The sequence below is a fragment of the Moraxella sp. K127 genome (assembly GCF_015223095.1).
Classification (GTDB): Bacteria; Pseudomonadota; Gammaproteobacteria; order Pseudomonadales; family Moraxellaceae; genus Moraxella.
Window position 1 is genome coordinate 30,386 of the sequence record NZ_JADFBZ010000005.1, and the last position, 16,761, is coordinate 47,146.

Here is a 16,761-nt window from a genome sequence, read left to right on the forward strand (position 1 = left end):
TTTTTTAACTTTAATTGGAGTGTTGTTATGTCAAATGAATCAAATTTCACCTATGAGCTGATTGAAAAATCTTTGGCTTTACCTGGTATTAAAGTTGAGCGAAATGCTTTTTTACTTGATGTTTTTAAAGGCAAGGTTCAGCAATCTGATATTTCACTATTGCTGGAAAAAGGTCCAATCGCATCAGGCTTAATTTCTCAAAAGGAAGCCAAAAAGACCGCCATAATGGTTGCTAATAAAAGAAAGTTGATGTGTTCTAGCGGTTCTTTTTTGGCGGGTCTGCCTGGTGGATTAGCATTAGCGGCGACAGTGCCTGCTGATTTATTACAATTCTTTGCCTTTAATTTGCGTTTAGCCCAAGAAATTGCCTATATTTATGGCTATCAAGATTTTTGGAATGGCGATGTGTTAAATCATGAAAAAGTTGAACATGAATTAATGTTATTCTTGGGTGTTATGTTTGGTATTGGTGGGGCATCACAATTAACTCGATTAACAGCAGGAAATTTATCAAAACAAGCTCTAAAAAAATTACCACAAATGGCATTAACCAAAACATGGTATTACCCATTGGTTAAAAAAATTGCAGGAATGATTGGTATAAAATTAACAAAAGATACTTTTGCAAAAGGTGTTTCTAAGGCTATTCCTGTTATGGGTGGTATTATTTCAGGTGGTATTACTTATGCATCTATGGATAAGATGAGTAAAAGATTATATGAAACTTTTGATGTGGCGGTAGAATACACCGATGAAGAGATTTCAGATGATTTAAAAAACCTTAAAAAACAAATGCCAGATATTTTTGAAGGCGAGTTTAAGCAAATTGATTGATATTTAAATTGATTAATTTGTATTAGTTTGATTATAAGTGAATTAAGGAAAAACCATGACCGACCTAACCCAAAACACCTACCTAGACGTGCGTAATCCCACTCAAATCACAGGCGAGATGACCCTAAAATGTAGCGACATTGCCGAAGGTAGCACGCTATCAAATGATTATGTCGCTAACATTTGGGGCTATACAGGGGGTAACATTAGCCCAGAGCTTGAGTGGGGTAACGCTCCTGCCGATACCAAAAGTTTTGTGCTAACCATGTACGACCCTGATGCACCGACAGGCTCGGGCTTTTGGCATTGGAATGCCTTTAATATCCCTGCCGATTGGAATAAACTTCCCAAGGGTCAATCCAATGATTTTGGGGGTGGCGTGGTAGAATTACAAAATGATGCAGGATTAAACGGCTTTATCGGGGCATTTCCGCCCAAAGGCGACAAACCACACCGCTATATTTTTACGCTTTATGCTTTAAATGACGTGCTGGATTTGCCAAATACCATTAGCCCTGCGGTACTCGGCTTTAATTTAAATGGTAAAGTGTTGGCAACGGCAAGTTTGACGGCTTATTATCATTGGTAAAAGGAGTGATAAAATGCCTATTGCAGTCGTAGAGCATTATTATCAAATGATACAGCATTTGGATAATGCCGATAAAATGATATTGGTTGAAAAAATCATTCATTCTGTTAATAACGAAAGGCAATCTGTAAACAACCAAGAAAGTTTGGCAGGTTCTTGGGAAGATGATAGAAGTGCTGATGAAATTATTCAAGACATTAAGGCAAATGCCCATATGCAACGACATATTGAGAGTTTTGAATGAAATATTTACTGGACACCAATATCTGTATTTATTATTTCAAAAATCAATTTGATTTGGCACAAAAATTTCACGAAAAAGGCATTCATCAATGTGCCATTTCGGAGATTACCTATGCTGAATTATTGTATGGTGCAGAAAAAAGCCAAAATGTTGCCAAAAATATGCAAAAAATTGATGAGCTTTTAAAACAGGTTGCGATTATTCCTGTTTATAATGGCTTAAAAATTTATAGCAAAGAAAAGGCAAAATTATCATCAATGGGTCGTTTAATTAGCGATTTTGATTTGCTGATTGGAGCGACTGCTATTGCTTATGATATGATTATGGTAACTCGCAATATGAAAGAGTTTGAGCGATTGGATAATATCAAACTTGAAAATTGGGTTGATGATTATCATAAGCCAACATTAAGAGAAGAAATTTACAAATTGTATTGAGATAAAGAGAGTAAATTATGAAAAAATACACCACCGAAATCGGCATTGTTGCCCCGTTAGACCGTGCCAATGTGGATACCGATTTGATTATCCCCAAGCAGTTTTTAAAATCTATTAAACGCACGGGGTTTGGCGATAATTTATTTGACGAATTGCGTTATTTGGATGAAGGCTTTTTGGGGCAGGACATTGCCAAACGCCCAAAAAATCCTGATTTTGTGCTAAATCAAGAGCGTTATCAAGGTGCGACCATTTTGCTTGCTCGTGCCAATTTTGGCTGTGGGTCTAGCCGTGAACACGCTCCGTGGGCATTGAATGAATACGGTTTTCGTACTGTGATTGCTCCAAGTTTTGCCGATATTTTTTATAATAACTGCTTTAAAAATGGCATGCTCCCTGTGATTTTATCAGAGGGCGACATTGATGAATTATTTAAAGAATGTTTTGATAATGTCGGCTATCAATTAACCGTAGATTTGGCAAATCAAAAAGTGATTAGCCCAAGCGGTAAAGAATACGCCTTTGACGTGGACGAATTTCGTAAGCATTGCTTATTAAATGGCTTAGATGATATTGGTTTGACTTTGCAAAATGCGGACGATATTAAAGCCTTTGAAGAAAAAGCCAAACAAGAACGCCCTTGGGTATTTAAAGAATTGACGGCTTGATTTTTAGGAATTTCCCAATGATAGATATTGAAAATATTCTTAAACAACTTGCTAAAAAACGCCCTGTTTTTCATTCGGAAGCGGATTTTCAACACGCTTTGGCGTGGGAAATTCAAATGTGTTATCCAAATGCAAATATCCGTATTGAAAAACCATATCTGATTGACGGTAGACCATTTTACATTGATTTAATTGTTGAAATTGATGATAAAATAATTGCCATTGAATTAAAGTATAAAACGAAGAAGTTTGAATTTGAATTAAATGGCGAAAATTTTTCTTTAAGAAATCATGGTGCTCAAAATTGGGGGCGTTACCATTTTGTTAATGATATCGTTAGGCTTGAAAAGCTAATGGAAAAGTTTGAAATATCGCAAGGCTATGCCATATTTCTAACAAATGATATATATTATCAAAGTAAGCCAAAAGACAATACTGATTATTTTGATTTTGGCTTGCAAAATGAAAAGATATTATCAGGAACCTTGAAATGGAAAGATGAGAAAAAGATAGATAAGACATTGCAGTTAAAAAATGATTATCTGTTAAATTGGCAACAATACGAGCCAACATATCAATTTCAATATTTAATTGTTAAAGTTTAAAGTAACAAAAGGAAAACCCCCATGACAAAACACATTGCCATTTTAGAAGGCGACGGTATCGGTCCTGAGATTATCGCCCAAGCCGTGAAGGTACTTGATAAACTCATCGCTGACGGTTTGGACGTAAGCTATGAATACGCTTATTTGGGCGGTTCGGCATATGACAAATACGGCTCGCCATATCCTAGCCAGACCCAAGCCATTTGCCAAAAGGCGGATGCAGTGCTATTAGGTGCGGTTGGCTCGCCCCAGTATGACAACCTTGACCGCCCACTGCGTCCTGAGCGTGGACTTTTGGCGATTCGTAAGGATTTAAATTTATTTGCCAATTTGCGTCCTGCGATTTTGTATAAAGAATTGGCAAATGCGTCCACATTAAAACCCGAAGTCGTATCAGGATTGGATATTTTGATTGTGCGTGAGCTGACGGGCGACATTTATTTTGGCGAGCCACGGGGCATTCACACCAACGACAAGGGCGAGCGTGAAGGCTTTAACACCATGCGTTATAGCGAAAGCGAGATTCGCCGTATCGCTCATGTGTCGTTCCAATCCGCCCAAAAACGTGGCAAAAAGCTGTGTAGCGTGGATAAGGCGAACGTATTGGAGACGACCGAGCTGTGGAAAGAGATTTTCACGGACGTTGCCAAAGAGTACCCTGACGTTGAGCTGTCGCATATGTATGTGGACAACTGTGCCATGCAACTGGTTAAAGCTCCCAAGCAGCTTGATGTGATTGCCACGGGCAATATTTTTGGCGATATTTTGTCCGACCAAGCGTCCATGCTCACAGGCTCTATCGGCATGCTACCGTCTGCAAGCCTAAACGAGACGGGCAAAGGGCTGTACGAGCCGTCTCATGGCTCTGCCCCCGACATTGCAGGGCAGGATAAGGCAAATCCACTGGCGACCATTTTGTCGCTTGCCATGCTTGTGCGTTATAGCCTAAATGATGAAAATCGTGCGGTGAGAATAGAACAAGCGGTGCAAAAAGTGTTAGAACAAGGCTATCGCACGGCGGATATTTATGAAGACGGCACGACATTGGTTGGCTGTGCGGACATGGGCGATAAAGTGGTGCAGGCGTTGTAAGCCTTGTTAACTTAACACAAAAAGCCCATGATTGTGGGCTTTTTATTTGCCAAGTGATTGATTTTGCTTTACAATGAATGGCAGTTTAATTTATAGTAAATTAACTTCAATTTACATCAACGCTACATTTTAAAAGATGCTTTTGTAGGGGCTGGCTCTGCACGCCCTGATGATACATTGGTTTATAGGGCGTGGAAAGCACGCCCCTACATTGGTGTATTTTGAAGTTAAACAAGTGTAAAAAGGGGTAAGATGATGAAAAAAGTATTGGTGCTGGCTTTGGCGGTGTTAATGACTGCTTGTGGTCAAGATGAAACGGTCAAAAACAATCAAGCAGAATATTTGGATGCTCAAAAAAATCAAGTCATGCCAAGTGGCGAGCTAACCCCAAGTGAGACCATTAAAGCCCTTGATCAAAAACTTGTCAATGTAGGCAAGATTACCAAGTCTGAACAAATTAAATTTAGCACGGTTGCCTATGAGTATGAACTGCCCGATGAGATGAAGCAGGCGTGCAATTTTGACCCAAAAACACCCAAAGATGACGAAGGTTTTTATAAAGAGGGCTTTTGCACGAGTATCAATATCAAATTGGCAAAAGTTGAACCACGTTGGATAGAGCAGATTGTCAATAAAACAATTACCAACGATGACAATCCTAAACTGCTTAAATTTAAGCAGAATGTTGATGAATTTGTGGGTGAGCATTTGATGTTTATCAATGAGATGAAAGACGTTGCCAAAGAAAATGGCGAGCCCTTTGAGTCAGCACCGAGCTATGCTTGGACGGTTGTCCCAGAGCTTATCCCTGCTCACAAAAACTTAGCTCAGGTTGCCATCGCAGGCGATGTTTATATGGGTGGGGCTCATGGCATGCCATTTATGGAGTATCTGATGTTTGATATGGATTTGCAGACGCAGATTGATTTTTCTGATGTGATTGTGGTGGATAGGGCGAGTGATTTTCATGAGCTGGCTTATGCGGGGTTTAAAGAATATCTAAAAGATGAGCTACAAATCACAACCAAAAAAGACATTCAAGAATACGAGCAAACGTGGCAGTTTGAGATGACCGAAAATGTGTATTTTGGTAAAAATGGGGTGGTGCTGGTGTATCAACCTTATGAAATGGGAGGTTTTGCACAGGGTTTTGTTGAGATTGTGGTGCCGTATGATAAATTACAAGGCATTATCCAAGAGGAATACTTACCTAAGCAGACAGCCAAAACAGCAAACCAAGAATCGGTAAGTCAAGAGTCAGTAAGTCAAAAGGCGGAGCAGGCAAGCCAAGCGGATAAGTCCTGATGTATCATTAACCAAACATTAACAATGCGTTTCTTAATCGTGCTTGTTTTTCCTAATCAGTCTTGCTAGAATTTATCGCATTGGTGTTGCACCAATAACATTATTCATCAAACCCAAGGAGTTGTTATGAAAAAGCTAGCCCTACTGTCTCTTGTTGCCCTAGCAGGCATGGCAAATGCTGCCACTTATGAGATTGACCCATTTCACACCAATGCCCGTTTTGCCATTGATCATTTTAAAACCAGTACCAACGTGGGCGGTGTGTATGGTCTAACAGGCGAGATGGAGTTTGATAAAGCCAAACGCACAGGTAAAATTGACATCGAGTTGCCATTGGCAAACCTACAATCAAGCTCTAAGGAGTTTACTGAACATCTGCTCAGTGCCGATTTGTTTGATGCCGAAAAATATCCAACCATGCGTTTTGAATCTACCAAATTCAACTACACAGGCAAGGGCAAAGCACGCAAACTAAGCTCAGTAGATGGCAAACTTACCCTACTTGGTCAAACACACCCTGTTCGTCTGCACGCCAATAAGTTCAATTGCTATGACAGCCCCATGGCAAAAACCGAAGTTTGTGGCGGTGATTTTAGCACGACCATTGACCGCACCAAATGGGGCATGGATTATTTGGTGAATGTTGGCATGGCAAAAAATGTCCGCATTGACATTCAAGTAGAAGCCGCTAAGAAATAATTTGTTTTAAAGAATCAAAAATCACCCCAAATCATGTTGGGGTGATTTTTTGTGATTTGCATAAAGGATGGGTGATATGGGTAAAAGTTACATTTGCCACAGATTTATACCATGGACGTAAGGACGTGCTGAACACGTCCTTTGGGCTTTAAAAAATACGGTTCATGCCGTTTAACGCTGCCACACGATAGGCTTCTGCCATGGTGGGGTAGTTAAAGGTGGTGTTGATAAAGTATTCTAGCGTGTGACCGCATTTCATCACCGCCTGTCCGATGTGGATAATCTCGGATGCGTGGTTGCCGTAGCAGTGAATGCCTAGGATTTGCAGGGTTTCACGGTGGAATAAGATTTTTAGGACGCCTGAACGCTCACCGATGATTTGGGAGCGAGCTAGGTGTTTGAAAAAGGCTTGTCCGACTTCATAAGGGATTTGGTCACGGGTTAAGTCTTCTTCGGTCGCCCCAATGCTTGAAATCTCAGGAATGGTATAGATGCCAGTAGGCACGCTATTGACAAACTCAGCGTGTTTGTCACCCACCATAAAGCCAGCGGCATTTCGCCCTTGGTCGTAGGCAGCGGATGCCAAAGACGGCCAGCCGATGACATCGCCCACGGCATAGATGTGTTCAGCTTTGGTGCGGTAGGTTTGATCCACTTCGAGCTGTCCACGATTGTTGGCGGATAAGCCAACCGCTTCTAGGTTGAGCCCGTCGGTGTTGCCCGAACGTCCGTTGCACCAAAGAATGGCGTCAGATTTGATTTTTTTACCGCTTTTTAGGTGCAAGACCACGCAGTCATCAAAGGTTTCTAGGCGTTCAATCTCTTCATTGTTGCGAATACGCACGCCAAACTGACGAAAGTCGTGCGATAGGGCATCCGAAATCTCATTATCCAAATAGCTGAGTAGTTGGTCTTTGTTGTTAATCAAATCAACAACATAACCCAAACCTGTAAAGATGGACGCATACTCACAGCCAATCACGCCTGCTCCGTAGATGATGATTTTACGAGCGACATAATCCATTTGCAAAATCTTATCTGAGTCAAAGACACGGGGATGATCAAAGTCAAGCAGATCGGGACGATAAGGGCGTGAACCCACGGCAATGACTGCTTTTTCAAAGGTGACGGTTTTGACACCATCGGCATGAATCTGTTCAACTTCTAGGGTGTTTTTGTCAATAAAACGCCCCCAGCCTTGGATAATCTCAACACGGTTACGCTCATAAAACAGCTTATGGGTATTGACCTGACTGGCAATCACTCGCCGTGCTTTGCTTAGTACTTTGTTAAGTGGTACTTGAAAATTATCGGTAAATGAGCTAAAAATGGGGTCGCGTCGCATGCCAATGATGTTAAACACCGATTGGCGAAGTGCCTTACTAGGAATGGTGCCGACATGAGCACAGTTGCCACCCACTTGGTCTCTGGGGTCGATGACCGCCACTTTAAGCCCTGATTTGGCAAGTTTCATCGCCGCTGCTTCACCGGCAGGCCCTGCCCCTAATACCACCGCATCGTATTCAAAGCCGTGGCGGGATTTGCGTTTTTGGGGAGCAATGGCGATACGCTGACCATCAAGGGGACTGATGAGTAAGTGACTGGGGTCATGCTCTTCGTGATTGGGCGTGTTTGTGTTGTCAGGGGGATTGGTTTTGGTCTCGGTCTCGGGTAGGGCGGAACGTTTGGCTTGTTCTTTGATGGCGTTCTCTGCCTTGGTCTCGTTTGTGGCGGAGTTTTGGGATTTACCTGCCGTCTCGGTGGGGTTGGTTTTGGTCATGATATTGCCTTTTGTTTTTGTTTAATTTGATGAATGAATATTTTGCGTTAAAATCTCATCTAGCTGCCACATTCCTGTGGGTTTGCCGGTATTTTGGTCTATCTCTTGACGTACTTTGATGGTATAGGCGGTGCCAATGATTGGTGTAAAGCCGATGATGTCATTATAGCCAATGCCGAACAGCTCATCATCGTCTGCCCCGACGGGCTTGACCAGTAGACACTGCATGGGCGTGGCAGAATGACAGGCACTGCGATAAGGCATGACTTCTAGCGTTTCGCTGGCGTTTAGGGTCACATTAGGGATATAACGTGGCTCGGGCACAGGGGGGCGACTTTGGCAGGCACTCAACGAGATGATGAGTGTTAGGGGTAAGAGTAACAAGGAGCGATGTTTCATGTTTTTCTCAGAGTTTGTCAGTTTTAAAATCATGCTATTTAAAATGCTTTAACAATCAGCCAATCCGCCGTGCCAAACCTGTGATTTGTAAAATCCGTGTGGCAATCTCTTCAATACTCATCTCAGAGACATTGAGATTGGGGATTTTTTGGGCGGTGTAGATGGCTTGGATGGCACGCTGTTCTTCTTGGCATTGGGCAAGGGACGCATAGCGAGAACCTGCTTTTCGCTCTTGGCGGATACGTACCAGTCGCTCGGTGTCAATGGTCAGACCAAAGAGTTTGTGGCGATAGGGCTGTAATACTTTGGGCAGATTGCTACTATCTAGGTCGTCTTCGGTCAAAGGATAGTTGGCGGCACGAATGCCAAACTGTAAGGCAAGATATAGGCTTGTGGGCGTTTTTCCCGAGCGTGATAAGCCAACTAAGATGATGTCCGCCCCATCATAGTGATTGGTTCTTGCCCCGTCGTCATTATCTAGGGCAAAATGCACCGCGTCAATCCTTGCTTTATAGTCTTCGCTGTCCACTTGTCCGTGTGCCATGCCTGCGTGGGGGTCGGGGGTCTCGCCAATCTCGTTGGCAATGCGGGTAATTAACCCTTCATAGATATCAAGATTGGTGGCGTTCGCCCCGTTGATGATACTGCGAATCTCATCACTGACGATGGTGTCAAAAACCAAGGGTTTAAGTCCTGATAAATGATGGGCTTCGTTAATACGTTTGACCGCTTCATGAGCCAGCTCGGGAGTGTCCACATAGGGGATGATTTTGACGTCAAATTTGACATTGCCAAATTGGCTAAGTAGCGATCGCCCAAGCGTCTCAGCGGTGATGGCGGTGCCGTCAGAGATAAAAAAAGCACTGCGAAGTAGCTCGGGGGCTTTAAACTGCTTGGCTTGCCGAGCCTGCTGGTCTTGTTGGCTGGGTGTGGGGGTGTGAACGTACATGGCTATCCTTTATGTCCTGTGCCATACATGGGTAAACTCAAATAAGAGTATAGCACAAAAACAGGGGATTTTGTAGGAAAAATTATCAACTGTGGCATGATAATAAGAAACAGGACAAGTAAATGACAATGATTAAAACAGCATGAAAAAGCGGATAAAATCCCATTGTGCATTTGTGGTAATTTTGTTAAAATGAACGACCTTTTTGTCAATATAAAAAGTGTAGATTGGATAAAAGGGCGGTGCTAACCATAATAACAACAATCACATCTTTGGGTAGGGCGTATTCATGGTTTCTCAGATGGTTTATGGCTAAGGAATGCAATGTTTTCATTTTTATCGGTAGAATTTGCGTTATTGTTCATGGTGTTTTTTATGCTTTATTGGGCATTTAAAAAAAGACCAGACATTCAAAATATGTTGTTGCTCATTATCAGCTATGCCATTATTTATTTAATGGCAGGCTTGATGGCAGTTGGCATGCTGTTTATTTTTAGTATTGTCATTTATTTCATTGCTCGGCAAATCATCATCAGTCGCCACAAAAAATCATGGATGGCGATGGGCGTTATCATCACTTTGATAAATCTATCAGTGTTTAAATATTATGAATTTTTCCGTGCCAATATTAGCCGTGCCTTAGAGATGTGGCAATTAGATAATACGGGACTTATGGCAAATATTATTTTCCCATTGGGTATTTCTTATTATTCATTTCAAGCCATTAGTTATTTGGCGACCTTATACCAACAAACCAAAAACAATCATCAGCCCCAAACGCCATTGAGTTTATGGCAATCATTAACCTATTTTTCATTTTTTGCCACTATCTCATCAGGCCCGATTACTCGTGTGGCTTATACCAAAGGACTAAAAGACATTACTGGCAAAGAATGTGCCATGTATGACCAATTAAATGAACCAAAACCACGCCAATTATTATACCCAAAAATCGCCTTTGCCTTAATCGTGCTTGCCCTTGCCAAAAAATGGTGGCTGGCAGGGTATTTGGCAGATAATTGGGTTAATCCCGTCTTTGCCAATCCCACAGGCTTTCATAGCTTAGAAGTATTGACCGCCATTTATGGTTATACCTTGCAATTATTTTTAGATTTTTCAGGATATAGTGAGATGATGGTGGCATTTGGATTATTGCTCGGTTTTCGCTTACCCATGAATTTTAATGCCCCATTATTGGCTCATAATATTAGAGATTTTTGGGACAGATGGCATATTAGTTTATCGACATGGATAAGAGATTATATTTATATTCCCTTAGGTGGTAGTAGAAAGGGCTTTTGGTTTACTCAGCTTAATCTTATTATTGCGATGGTGTTATCAGGGATTTGGCATGGCTCAACCTTTAATTTTTTCTTTTGGGGATTATTACACGCCTTAGCCATTGCTTTATTAAATACAGGCGATTTGGCGTGCCAAAAAATAAGCGGTCATGCCAAAGGACGTAATTTTTTGGCAAATACAGGCATCATTGGTAAAACGCTGGGCGTATTAATCACTGTGCATTTTGTGGTATTTGCTTTTGTCTTTTTTAGGGCGACCACATTAGATGAAGCGTTATTGATTTTTAATGCCTTATTTTTTAATCATATTAATGTAGCATGGACAAATAACCCGCTTTATCTATTGGCGATTTTGGCATTGGCATGGCTGATTTATCCATTATTTCATCGTCATCAAACACAAATCGGTCGGCTAATTCATAAAATGCCAAGCGTGATTTTTTATGTGTTGTGCTTTATGGCATTTATGGCGGTGGTGATTTTGGCTCCGTCTGGCATTCCTGGTTTTATTTATGCAAATTTCTAAAAGACAAGATAAAGGATATTATCATGAGCGAACATAAACAAGATGAGATTAATCATATTAACAAGGCTGATATTGACAGTCAAGATAATGTCAATCAAGCAAATATTCATCGAAAAGACATTAATAAAGAAAAAATTAACAAAGAAAACATTGATACAGAAAATACAGATAAAGAAATCATTCATCAAGACGATGGTAATGATTGGGATAATGAAGTCATTATCCTAGATGATAATTTTAAACAATCCTTTATTACCACGCTCATGTTTTTGGTATTATCTACTGTCATAGGTATTTGGATAATGCAAAAATCAATCAATGCCTATTATCTACAAACTTATCATCAGCCCAGCCCATTAAATCTAATTAATAGTCCGTTATGGCAAAAAGGGGGTGATATTGGCGATGGATTGTATGCTTTTCATGATAATATCGCCAATAATATCGGCAATATGAATAAAACCATGATTGATGAGTTTAATACCAATCACGCCTATACCCCTGCTTATAAAGCCCAAATGGCAGAAAAAGCACACCAAGAGCAATTACGCCAAGAGCAAGAAAGACAATTAAAAGCCCAAGCCCTAAAAGAAAATCAAGCCCAAAATGAATTAGAACAATCTTTGACATTAAATAAAAGCCAAAAAGTATTTTTTGCTGGCGATTCGATGATGCAGGGCATTGCCCCACATATGCAAAAGTATTTACAAGGCTTAGGCGTGGATTCGGTCAATCTTAGCAAACAAAGTACCGGTTTGGCATATCCTAAATTCTTTGATTGGAATAGCACCATTAAAAATACGTTACAATCAGATAGTAGTATCAAAGTACTCATTGTCATGCTGGGGGCAAATGACCCTTGGGATATGCCAGATAAACAGGGAAAATACCTAAAATTTAATAGCGAAGAATGGATAGCAGAATATCAGGCACGCATGAAAGATATATTGGATTTTGCCAAAGAAAGGCAGGTGGGCGTGATTTGGGTAACACCGCCAAATATGAAAAAAAATAAATTAAATGAACAAATGGTTCAGCTTAATGATGTGATGATGAATGAGCTTACTCGTCATAATGTCAAAGTGATTGATGCACGTCCTATCATGGGTGGGCGTAACAATGTTTACAATGATTATCTTGAAAAAGACGGCAAAAACATTAAAATGCGTAGCGGTGATGGTATTCATTTTTCTGGCGATGGTCAGCGGATTCTTGCCAAAGAAGTGCAATCTTATTTAATCATTGAGTGATGAATTTAATCACTAAGCGATGATGTTTTTATTTGATAATTATTACTTCATTTTCAACTTAAAATGGTAATTATTTTTAGGTTGTAGGGGCGAATTGCAATTCGCCCTTGAAAAATCAATCACTTATATAAGGTTGAAAATGGAGTTGTCTATTAAAAAGAGTATTCATGAATTTAACAAAACTTAGCTTTAAGCCTACCTTATTAATCATGGCGTGCGTGTCGGTATCAGCTCATGCCAATCTAACCAACTTTGGCGAACCCAATACCAGTGCCTTAGCCCAAGCCATGACAAACCATTCGGTACATATCGTCCAACTCGGCGACAGCCACACCGCTGGCGACACCATGACGGACGCTCTAAGAAATCGCTTGCAGGGCGTGATGGGCGATGGTGGCATGGGCTGGGCGATGCCGATGTATTTTAGCGGTCAGCGTATGGCACGGTTTAGTTATGATAATGTGGATTTTTCGCCAATTTCTAGCCGTACCAATCAAAGCGAGTATTATACGCTGGGCGGACTGATTGCCAGACCCAAGGTCAATGGGGCAAGTCTAACCCTAAAACCCAAAAAAGGGGCAGAACCTGCTCAGCGTATCTGGGTGAGCATTCGTCAGCAACCGACAGACGGCAGATTTACAGGGGTGGACGCTTATGGCAAGCGGTTTGTGCTAGAAACGGCACGCAAAGACGGCACATGGCAGATGGTGAGTGTGGACGTGAATTTGCCGTTTACCATTTATAATGACAACGCCACAGGCTCGGCGATTGGCGGTTGGTGGGCGTTTAACCCCAGTGGACGTGGGGCGGTGGTATCGGCACTGGGTATCAATGGGGCGGAGCTGTCGCATTGGGGCAGATGGAATGCGCAGGCGTGGCAAAATGAGCTTGCGACCATTCGCCCCACGCTTATCGTACTCGCCTATGGCACTAATGAAGCGTATAATGGCGTGTCAGGCGAGAGCGTGCGTGCGACCTTGACCGAAAAAATCCGCCAAATCCGTGCCGTCAGTCCACGTTCGGCGGTCATGGTACTCGGCTCGCCAGAAGCTCTAAAAAGCACAGGCGGTGGGTGTGGCACACGCCCTGCCACGCTCACAGACGTGCAAACCGCCCAACGGCAAGTCGCCCAAGCCGAACGCACCTTATATTGGGATTGGCAAGGGGCGATGGGTGGCTCTTGCTCGATGAAATCATGGATAAGTCGTGGACTTGCCAGTAAAGATGGCGTGCATTTTAGTCAGTCAGGCTACACTCGTCTGGGTAATGAGTTGGCAAATGAGCTGTTGGCATTACAGGCACAAGCCCCCACGCAGTATCCGAATGCCACTTATCCTAACACCGCTCCGACATACAGCCCCAATGATGTGCCAAGTATCAGCTCAGGGCAGGGCGGTCAAGGGCGTGGGTTTATCCGCATTGAACGGGCTAATTAGTCTTTATTAAAAGGTTAAAATAGGTGTATTTAGATAATAAATACACCTATTTTTATAAAAAATAACATTGAGTATTGGCAAATTTCTCGTTATAATTTGACAAATTTTTATAGATTAAAAAGGTGTTCGTATGGCACAAGTTATCCCCTTTAACAAACTAGGCAAAGACGATGTTGAGATTGTCGGTGGTAAAAATGCGTCTTTGGGCGAGATGATTAGCAATCTTGCCAATGTTGGCGTGTCTGTGCCAAACGGCTTTGCCACGACCGCAGAAGCGTTTAACCGCTTTTTGAACGAAACAGGTTTACTTGACAAAATCAATGCCGAACTAAAAGGCTTGGACGTTGATGATGTCGAAAAACTTGCCGAAGTGGGGGCAAAAGTGCGTGGTTGGGTCATCGCCCAAGCACTGCCAAAAGACTTAGAAGATGAGATTCGCACCGCATTTGATACGCTTACAGGTGGTCAAGATGTGGCGGTGGCGGTGCGTTCATCAGCGACTGCCGAAGACTTGCCCGATGCGTCTTTTGCAGGTCAGCAAGAGACATTCCTTAACATTCGTGGCATTGACAACGTACTGATTGCCATCAAAGAAGTGTTTGCCAGTCTTTATAACGACCGTGCGATTGCCTACCGTGTACACAAAGGCTTTGAGCACGCAGGCGTGGCGTTGTCGGCAGGCGTTCAGCGTATGGTACGCTCGGAGACGGGTACGTCTGGCGTGATGTTTACGCTTGACACCGAAAGCGGATTTAATGACGTGGTGTTTATCACCGCAAGCTATGGCTTGGGCGAAATGGTGGTGCAAGGGGCGGTAAACCCTGATGAGTTTTATTTATCCAAAAAACTATTGGCAGAGAATCGCCCTGCTGTGGTTCGTCGTAATCTTGGCTCAAAACACATTAAAATGGTCTATGGCGATGAAGGTACGACCAAACGCTCCACCAAAATCGTGGACGTAGAAAAAGGCGACCGTCAGCAGTTTGCCCTAAATACCGATGAGCTAACTCGCCTTGCCAAACAAGCCCTTATCATTGAAAAACACTATGGCTGTCCTATGGATATTGAGTGGGCAAAAGACGGCGATACCAACGAATTATTCATCGTACAAGCTCGCCCCGAAACTGTCAAATCTCGCCAAGACAAAACGAGCATGGAGCGTTATGTCATCAATAGCAAGGGGGCAAAAGTCCTATGCGAAGGGCGTTCTATCGGTCAGCGTGTCGGTGCGGGCAAGGTGCGTATCGTTACCAATCTAAACGAGATGAGCAAAGTCCAAGACGGCGATGTGCTAGTGTCTGACATGACCGACCCCGATTGGGAGCCTGTGATGAAGCGTGCCAGTGCGATTATCACCAACCGTGGCGGACGCACTTGCCATGCGGCGATTATCGCTCGTGAGCTTGGCGTACCTGCCATTGTCGGCTGTGGTAACGCCACCGAGCTTTTGACAGACGGTCAGGCGGTAACGGTATCATGTGCCGAGGGCGATACGGGCTTTATTTATGACGGCATTTTGGACTTTGAAGTACAAAAAAATTCTGTCGCCAGTATGCCTGAGCTTGGCTTTAAGGTTATGATGAACGTGGGTAATCCCGACCGTGCCTTTGACTTTGCCCAAATCCCAAATGAGGGCGTAGGCTTGGCTCGTTTAGAATTTATCATTAACCGCATGATTGGCGTACACCCCAAGGCTCTTTTGAACGTGGACACCTTGCCACAAGAGACCCAAGCCCAAGTGTTTGAGCGTATCGCAGGGTACAACTCGCCTGTGGAGTTTTATATCAACAAACTCATCGAAGGTATCTCAACGCTTGCCGTGGCGTTCAAAGACAAGCCTGTCATCGTGCGTATGAGTGATTTTAAATCCAACGAATATGCCAACCTAATCGGCGGTAAGCTGTACGAACCGCACGAAGAAAACCCAATGCTTGGTTTCCGTGGGGCGAGTCGTTATATCTCGGACAATTTCCGTGATTGCTTTGAATTAGAATGCCGTGCCTTAAAATACGTCCGTGATGACATGGGGCTAACCAACGTCAAAATCATGATTCCGTTTGTGCGTACCACAGGCGAAGCTCGCCAAGTTATTGAATTACTTGAAAAAAATGGGCTAAAACGTGGCGAGAATTCTCTTGAAATTATCATGATGTGCGAATTGCCAACCAATGCCTTGCTTGCTGATGAGTTCTTGGCTTACTTTGACGGTTTTTCAATCGGCTCAAACGATCTAACTCAGCTTACGCTAGGGCTTGACCGTGATAGTGGCATTGTATCGCACTTGTTTGATGAGCGAGACCCTGCGGTCAAAAAACTGCTTGGCATGGCGATTGAAGCGTGCCGTAAACAGGGTAAATATGTCGGCATTTGCGGTCAAGGGCCGTCCGACCACCCAGACCTTGCCAAATGGCTCATGGAGCAAGGTATCAGCTCGGTATCGCTAAACCCTGATACGGTGCTGGATACTTGGTTATTTTTGGCGGATAAATGATGGTTAGGGCGTGCCTGCCCTTTATAACACTATTTACAATTCAGATATATTTTAGAAATAAACTAATCGTTTTTGCATGAAAAATGGCTAAATCTTGTTTTTCTTCGTCAAAAACTTGTCTGATAGAATAACTATCAGCCTACGTTTTTTCCTTGA

Annotated in this window: 16 protein-coding genes; 13 read left to right on the forward strand and 3 right to left on the reverse strand. The window is 42.7% G+C overall.

What is annotated here, in order from left to right; translation table 11 throughout:
* Positions 1–27: 27 nt before the first annotated feature.
* From IM753_RS01890 to IM753_RS01930, 9 genes are all read left to right on the forward strand, one after another.
* Positions 28–834: a hypothetical protein gene (locus IM753_RS01890; protein ID WP_065255843.1), complete on the forward strand. Its 807-nt coding sequence runs from the start codon at positions 28–30 to the stop codon at positions 832–834.
* A 55-nt stretch (positions 835–889) separates the two neighbouring features.
* Positions 890–1,423, forward strand: a complete 534-nt coding sequence (locus IM753_RS01895) for a YbhB/YbcL family Raf kinase inhibitor-like protein (protein WP_194108535.1) — start codon at positions 890–892, stop codon at positions 1,421–1,423.
* Between the two features lie 13 nt (positions 1,424–1,436).
* Positions 1,437–1,667 (forward strand): hypothetical protein, encoded by a 231-nt coding sequence (locus tag IM753_RS01900; RefSeq protein ID WP_194108536.1) that lies wholly within the window; start codon positions 1,437–1,439, stop codon positions 1,665–1,667.
* A complete protein-coding gene (locus IM753_RS01905) occupies positions 1,664–2,104 on the forward strand; it encodes a type II toxin-antitoxin system VapC family toxin (protein WP_194108537.1) in 441 nt (146 codons plus the stop codon). The genes IM753_RS01900 and IM753_RS01905 overlap by 4 nt, the downstream gene beginning before the upstream one ends.
* Before the next feature lie 17 nt (positions 2,105–2,121).
* Positions 2,122–2,772: a 3-isopropylmalate dehydratase small subunit gene (gene leuD / locus IM753_RS01910; protein WP_194108538.1), complete on the forward strand. Its 651-nt coding sequence runs from the start codon at positions 2,122–2,124 to the stop codon at positions 2,770–2,772.
* A gap of 17 nt (positions 2,773–2,789) precedes the next feature.
* Positions 2,790–3,377, forward strand: coding sequence for a hypothetical protein (locus tag IM753_RS01915; protein WP_065274014.1), 588 nt, complete (start codon positions 2,790–2,792; stop codon positions 3,375–3,377).
* A gap of 21 nt (positions 3,378–3,398) precedes the next feature.
* Positions 3,399–4,469, forward strand: coding sequence for a 3-isopropylmalate dehydrogenase (gene leuB, locus IM753_RS01920; RefSeq protein ID WP_194108539.1), 1,071 nt, complete (start codon positions 3,399–3,401; stop codon positions 4,467–4,469).
* A 255-nt stretch (positions 4,470–4,724) separates the two neighbouring features.
* Positions 4,725–5,774 carry an RsiV family protein gene (locus tag IM753_RS01925; RefSeq protein ID WP_194108540.1) on the forward strand — a complete coding sequence of 350 codons (1,050 nt, stop codon included), beginning with the start codon at positions 4,725–4,727 and terminating at the stop codon, positions 5,772–5,774.
* Between the two features lie 126 nt (positions 5,775–5,900).
* Positions 5,901–6,473, forward strand: coding sequence for a YceI family protein (locus tag IM753_RS01930; protein WP_062498330.1), 573 nt, complete (start codon positions 5,901–5,903; stop codon positions 6,471–6,473).
* A gap of 148 nt (positions 6,474–6,621) precedes the next feature.
* On the opposite strand, the gene sthA is transcribed toward IM753_RS01930, so the two are convergent.
* Genes sthA through IM753_RS01945 form a run of 3 tightly spaced genes read right to left on the reverse strand, consistent with a single transcriptional unit; the run spans position 6,622 to position 9,601 of the window.
* Positions 6,622–8,253 (reverse strand): Si-specific NAD(P)(+) transhydrogenase, encoded by a 1,632-nt coding sequence (sthA, locus tag IM753_RS01935; RefSeq protein ID WP_227514722.1) that lies wholly within the window; start codon positions 8,251–8,253, stop codon positions 6,622–6,624.
* A gap of 21 nt (positions 8,254–8,274) precedes the next feature.
* A complete protein-coding gene (locus IM753_RS01940) occupies positions 8,275–8,652 on the reverse strand; it encodes a DUF4377 domain-containing protein (RefSeq protein ID WP_172823627.1) in 378 nt (125 codons plus the stop codon).
* A gap of 55 nt (positions 8,653–8,707) precedes the next feature.
* Positions 8,708–9,601, reverse strand: a complete 894-nt coding sequence (locus tag IM753_RS01945) for a pyruvate, water dikinase regulatory protein (protein ID WP_083108170.1) — start codon at positions 9,599–9,601, stop codon at positions 8,708–8,710.
* A 324-nt stretch (positions 9,602–9,925) separates the two neighbouring features.
* Between IM753_RS01945 and IM753_RS01950 the strand changes: the two genes are divergently transcribed.
* The 4 genes from IM753_RS01950 to ppsA all read left to right on the forward strand — a co-directional run bounded on the left by IM753_RS01950 (position 9,926) and on the right by ppsA (position 16,605).
* A complete protein-coding gene (locus IM753_RS01950) occupies positions 9,926–11,428 on the forward strand; it encodes an MBOAT family protein (RefSeq protein WP_194108541.1) in 1,503 nt (500 codons plus the stop codon).
* A 23-nt stretch (positions 11,429–11,451) separates the two neighbouring features.
* Positions 11,452–12,678 carry a DUF459 domain-containing protein gene (locus IM753_RS01955; protein WP_194108542.1) on the forward strand — a complete coding sequence of 409 codons (1,227 nt, stop codon included), beginning with the start codon at positions 11,452–11,454 and terminating at the stop codon, positions 12,676–12,678.
* 167 nt (positions 12,679–12,845) lie between these two features.
* Entirely contained in the window at positions 12,846–14,114 is a 1,269-nt protein-coding gene (locus tag IM753_RS01960; RefSeq protein ID WP_065256258.1) for a GDSL-type esterase/lipase family protein, read from the forward strand.
* A gap of 130 nt (positions 14,115–14,244) precedes the next feature.
* Positions 14,245–16,605: a phosphoenolpyruvate synthase gene (gene ppsA / locus IM753_RS01965; RefSeq protein WP_194108543.1), complete on the forward strand. Its 2,361-nt coding sequence runs from the start codon at positions 14,245–14,247 to the stop codon at positions 16,603–16,605.
* Positions 16,606–16,761 lie beyond the last annotated feature (156 nt).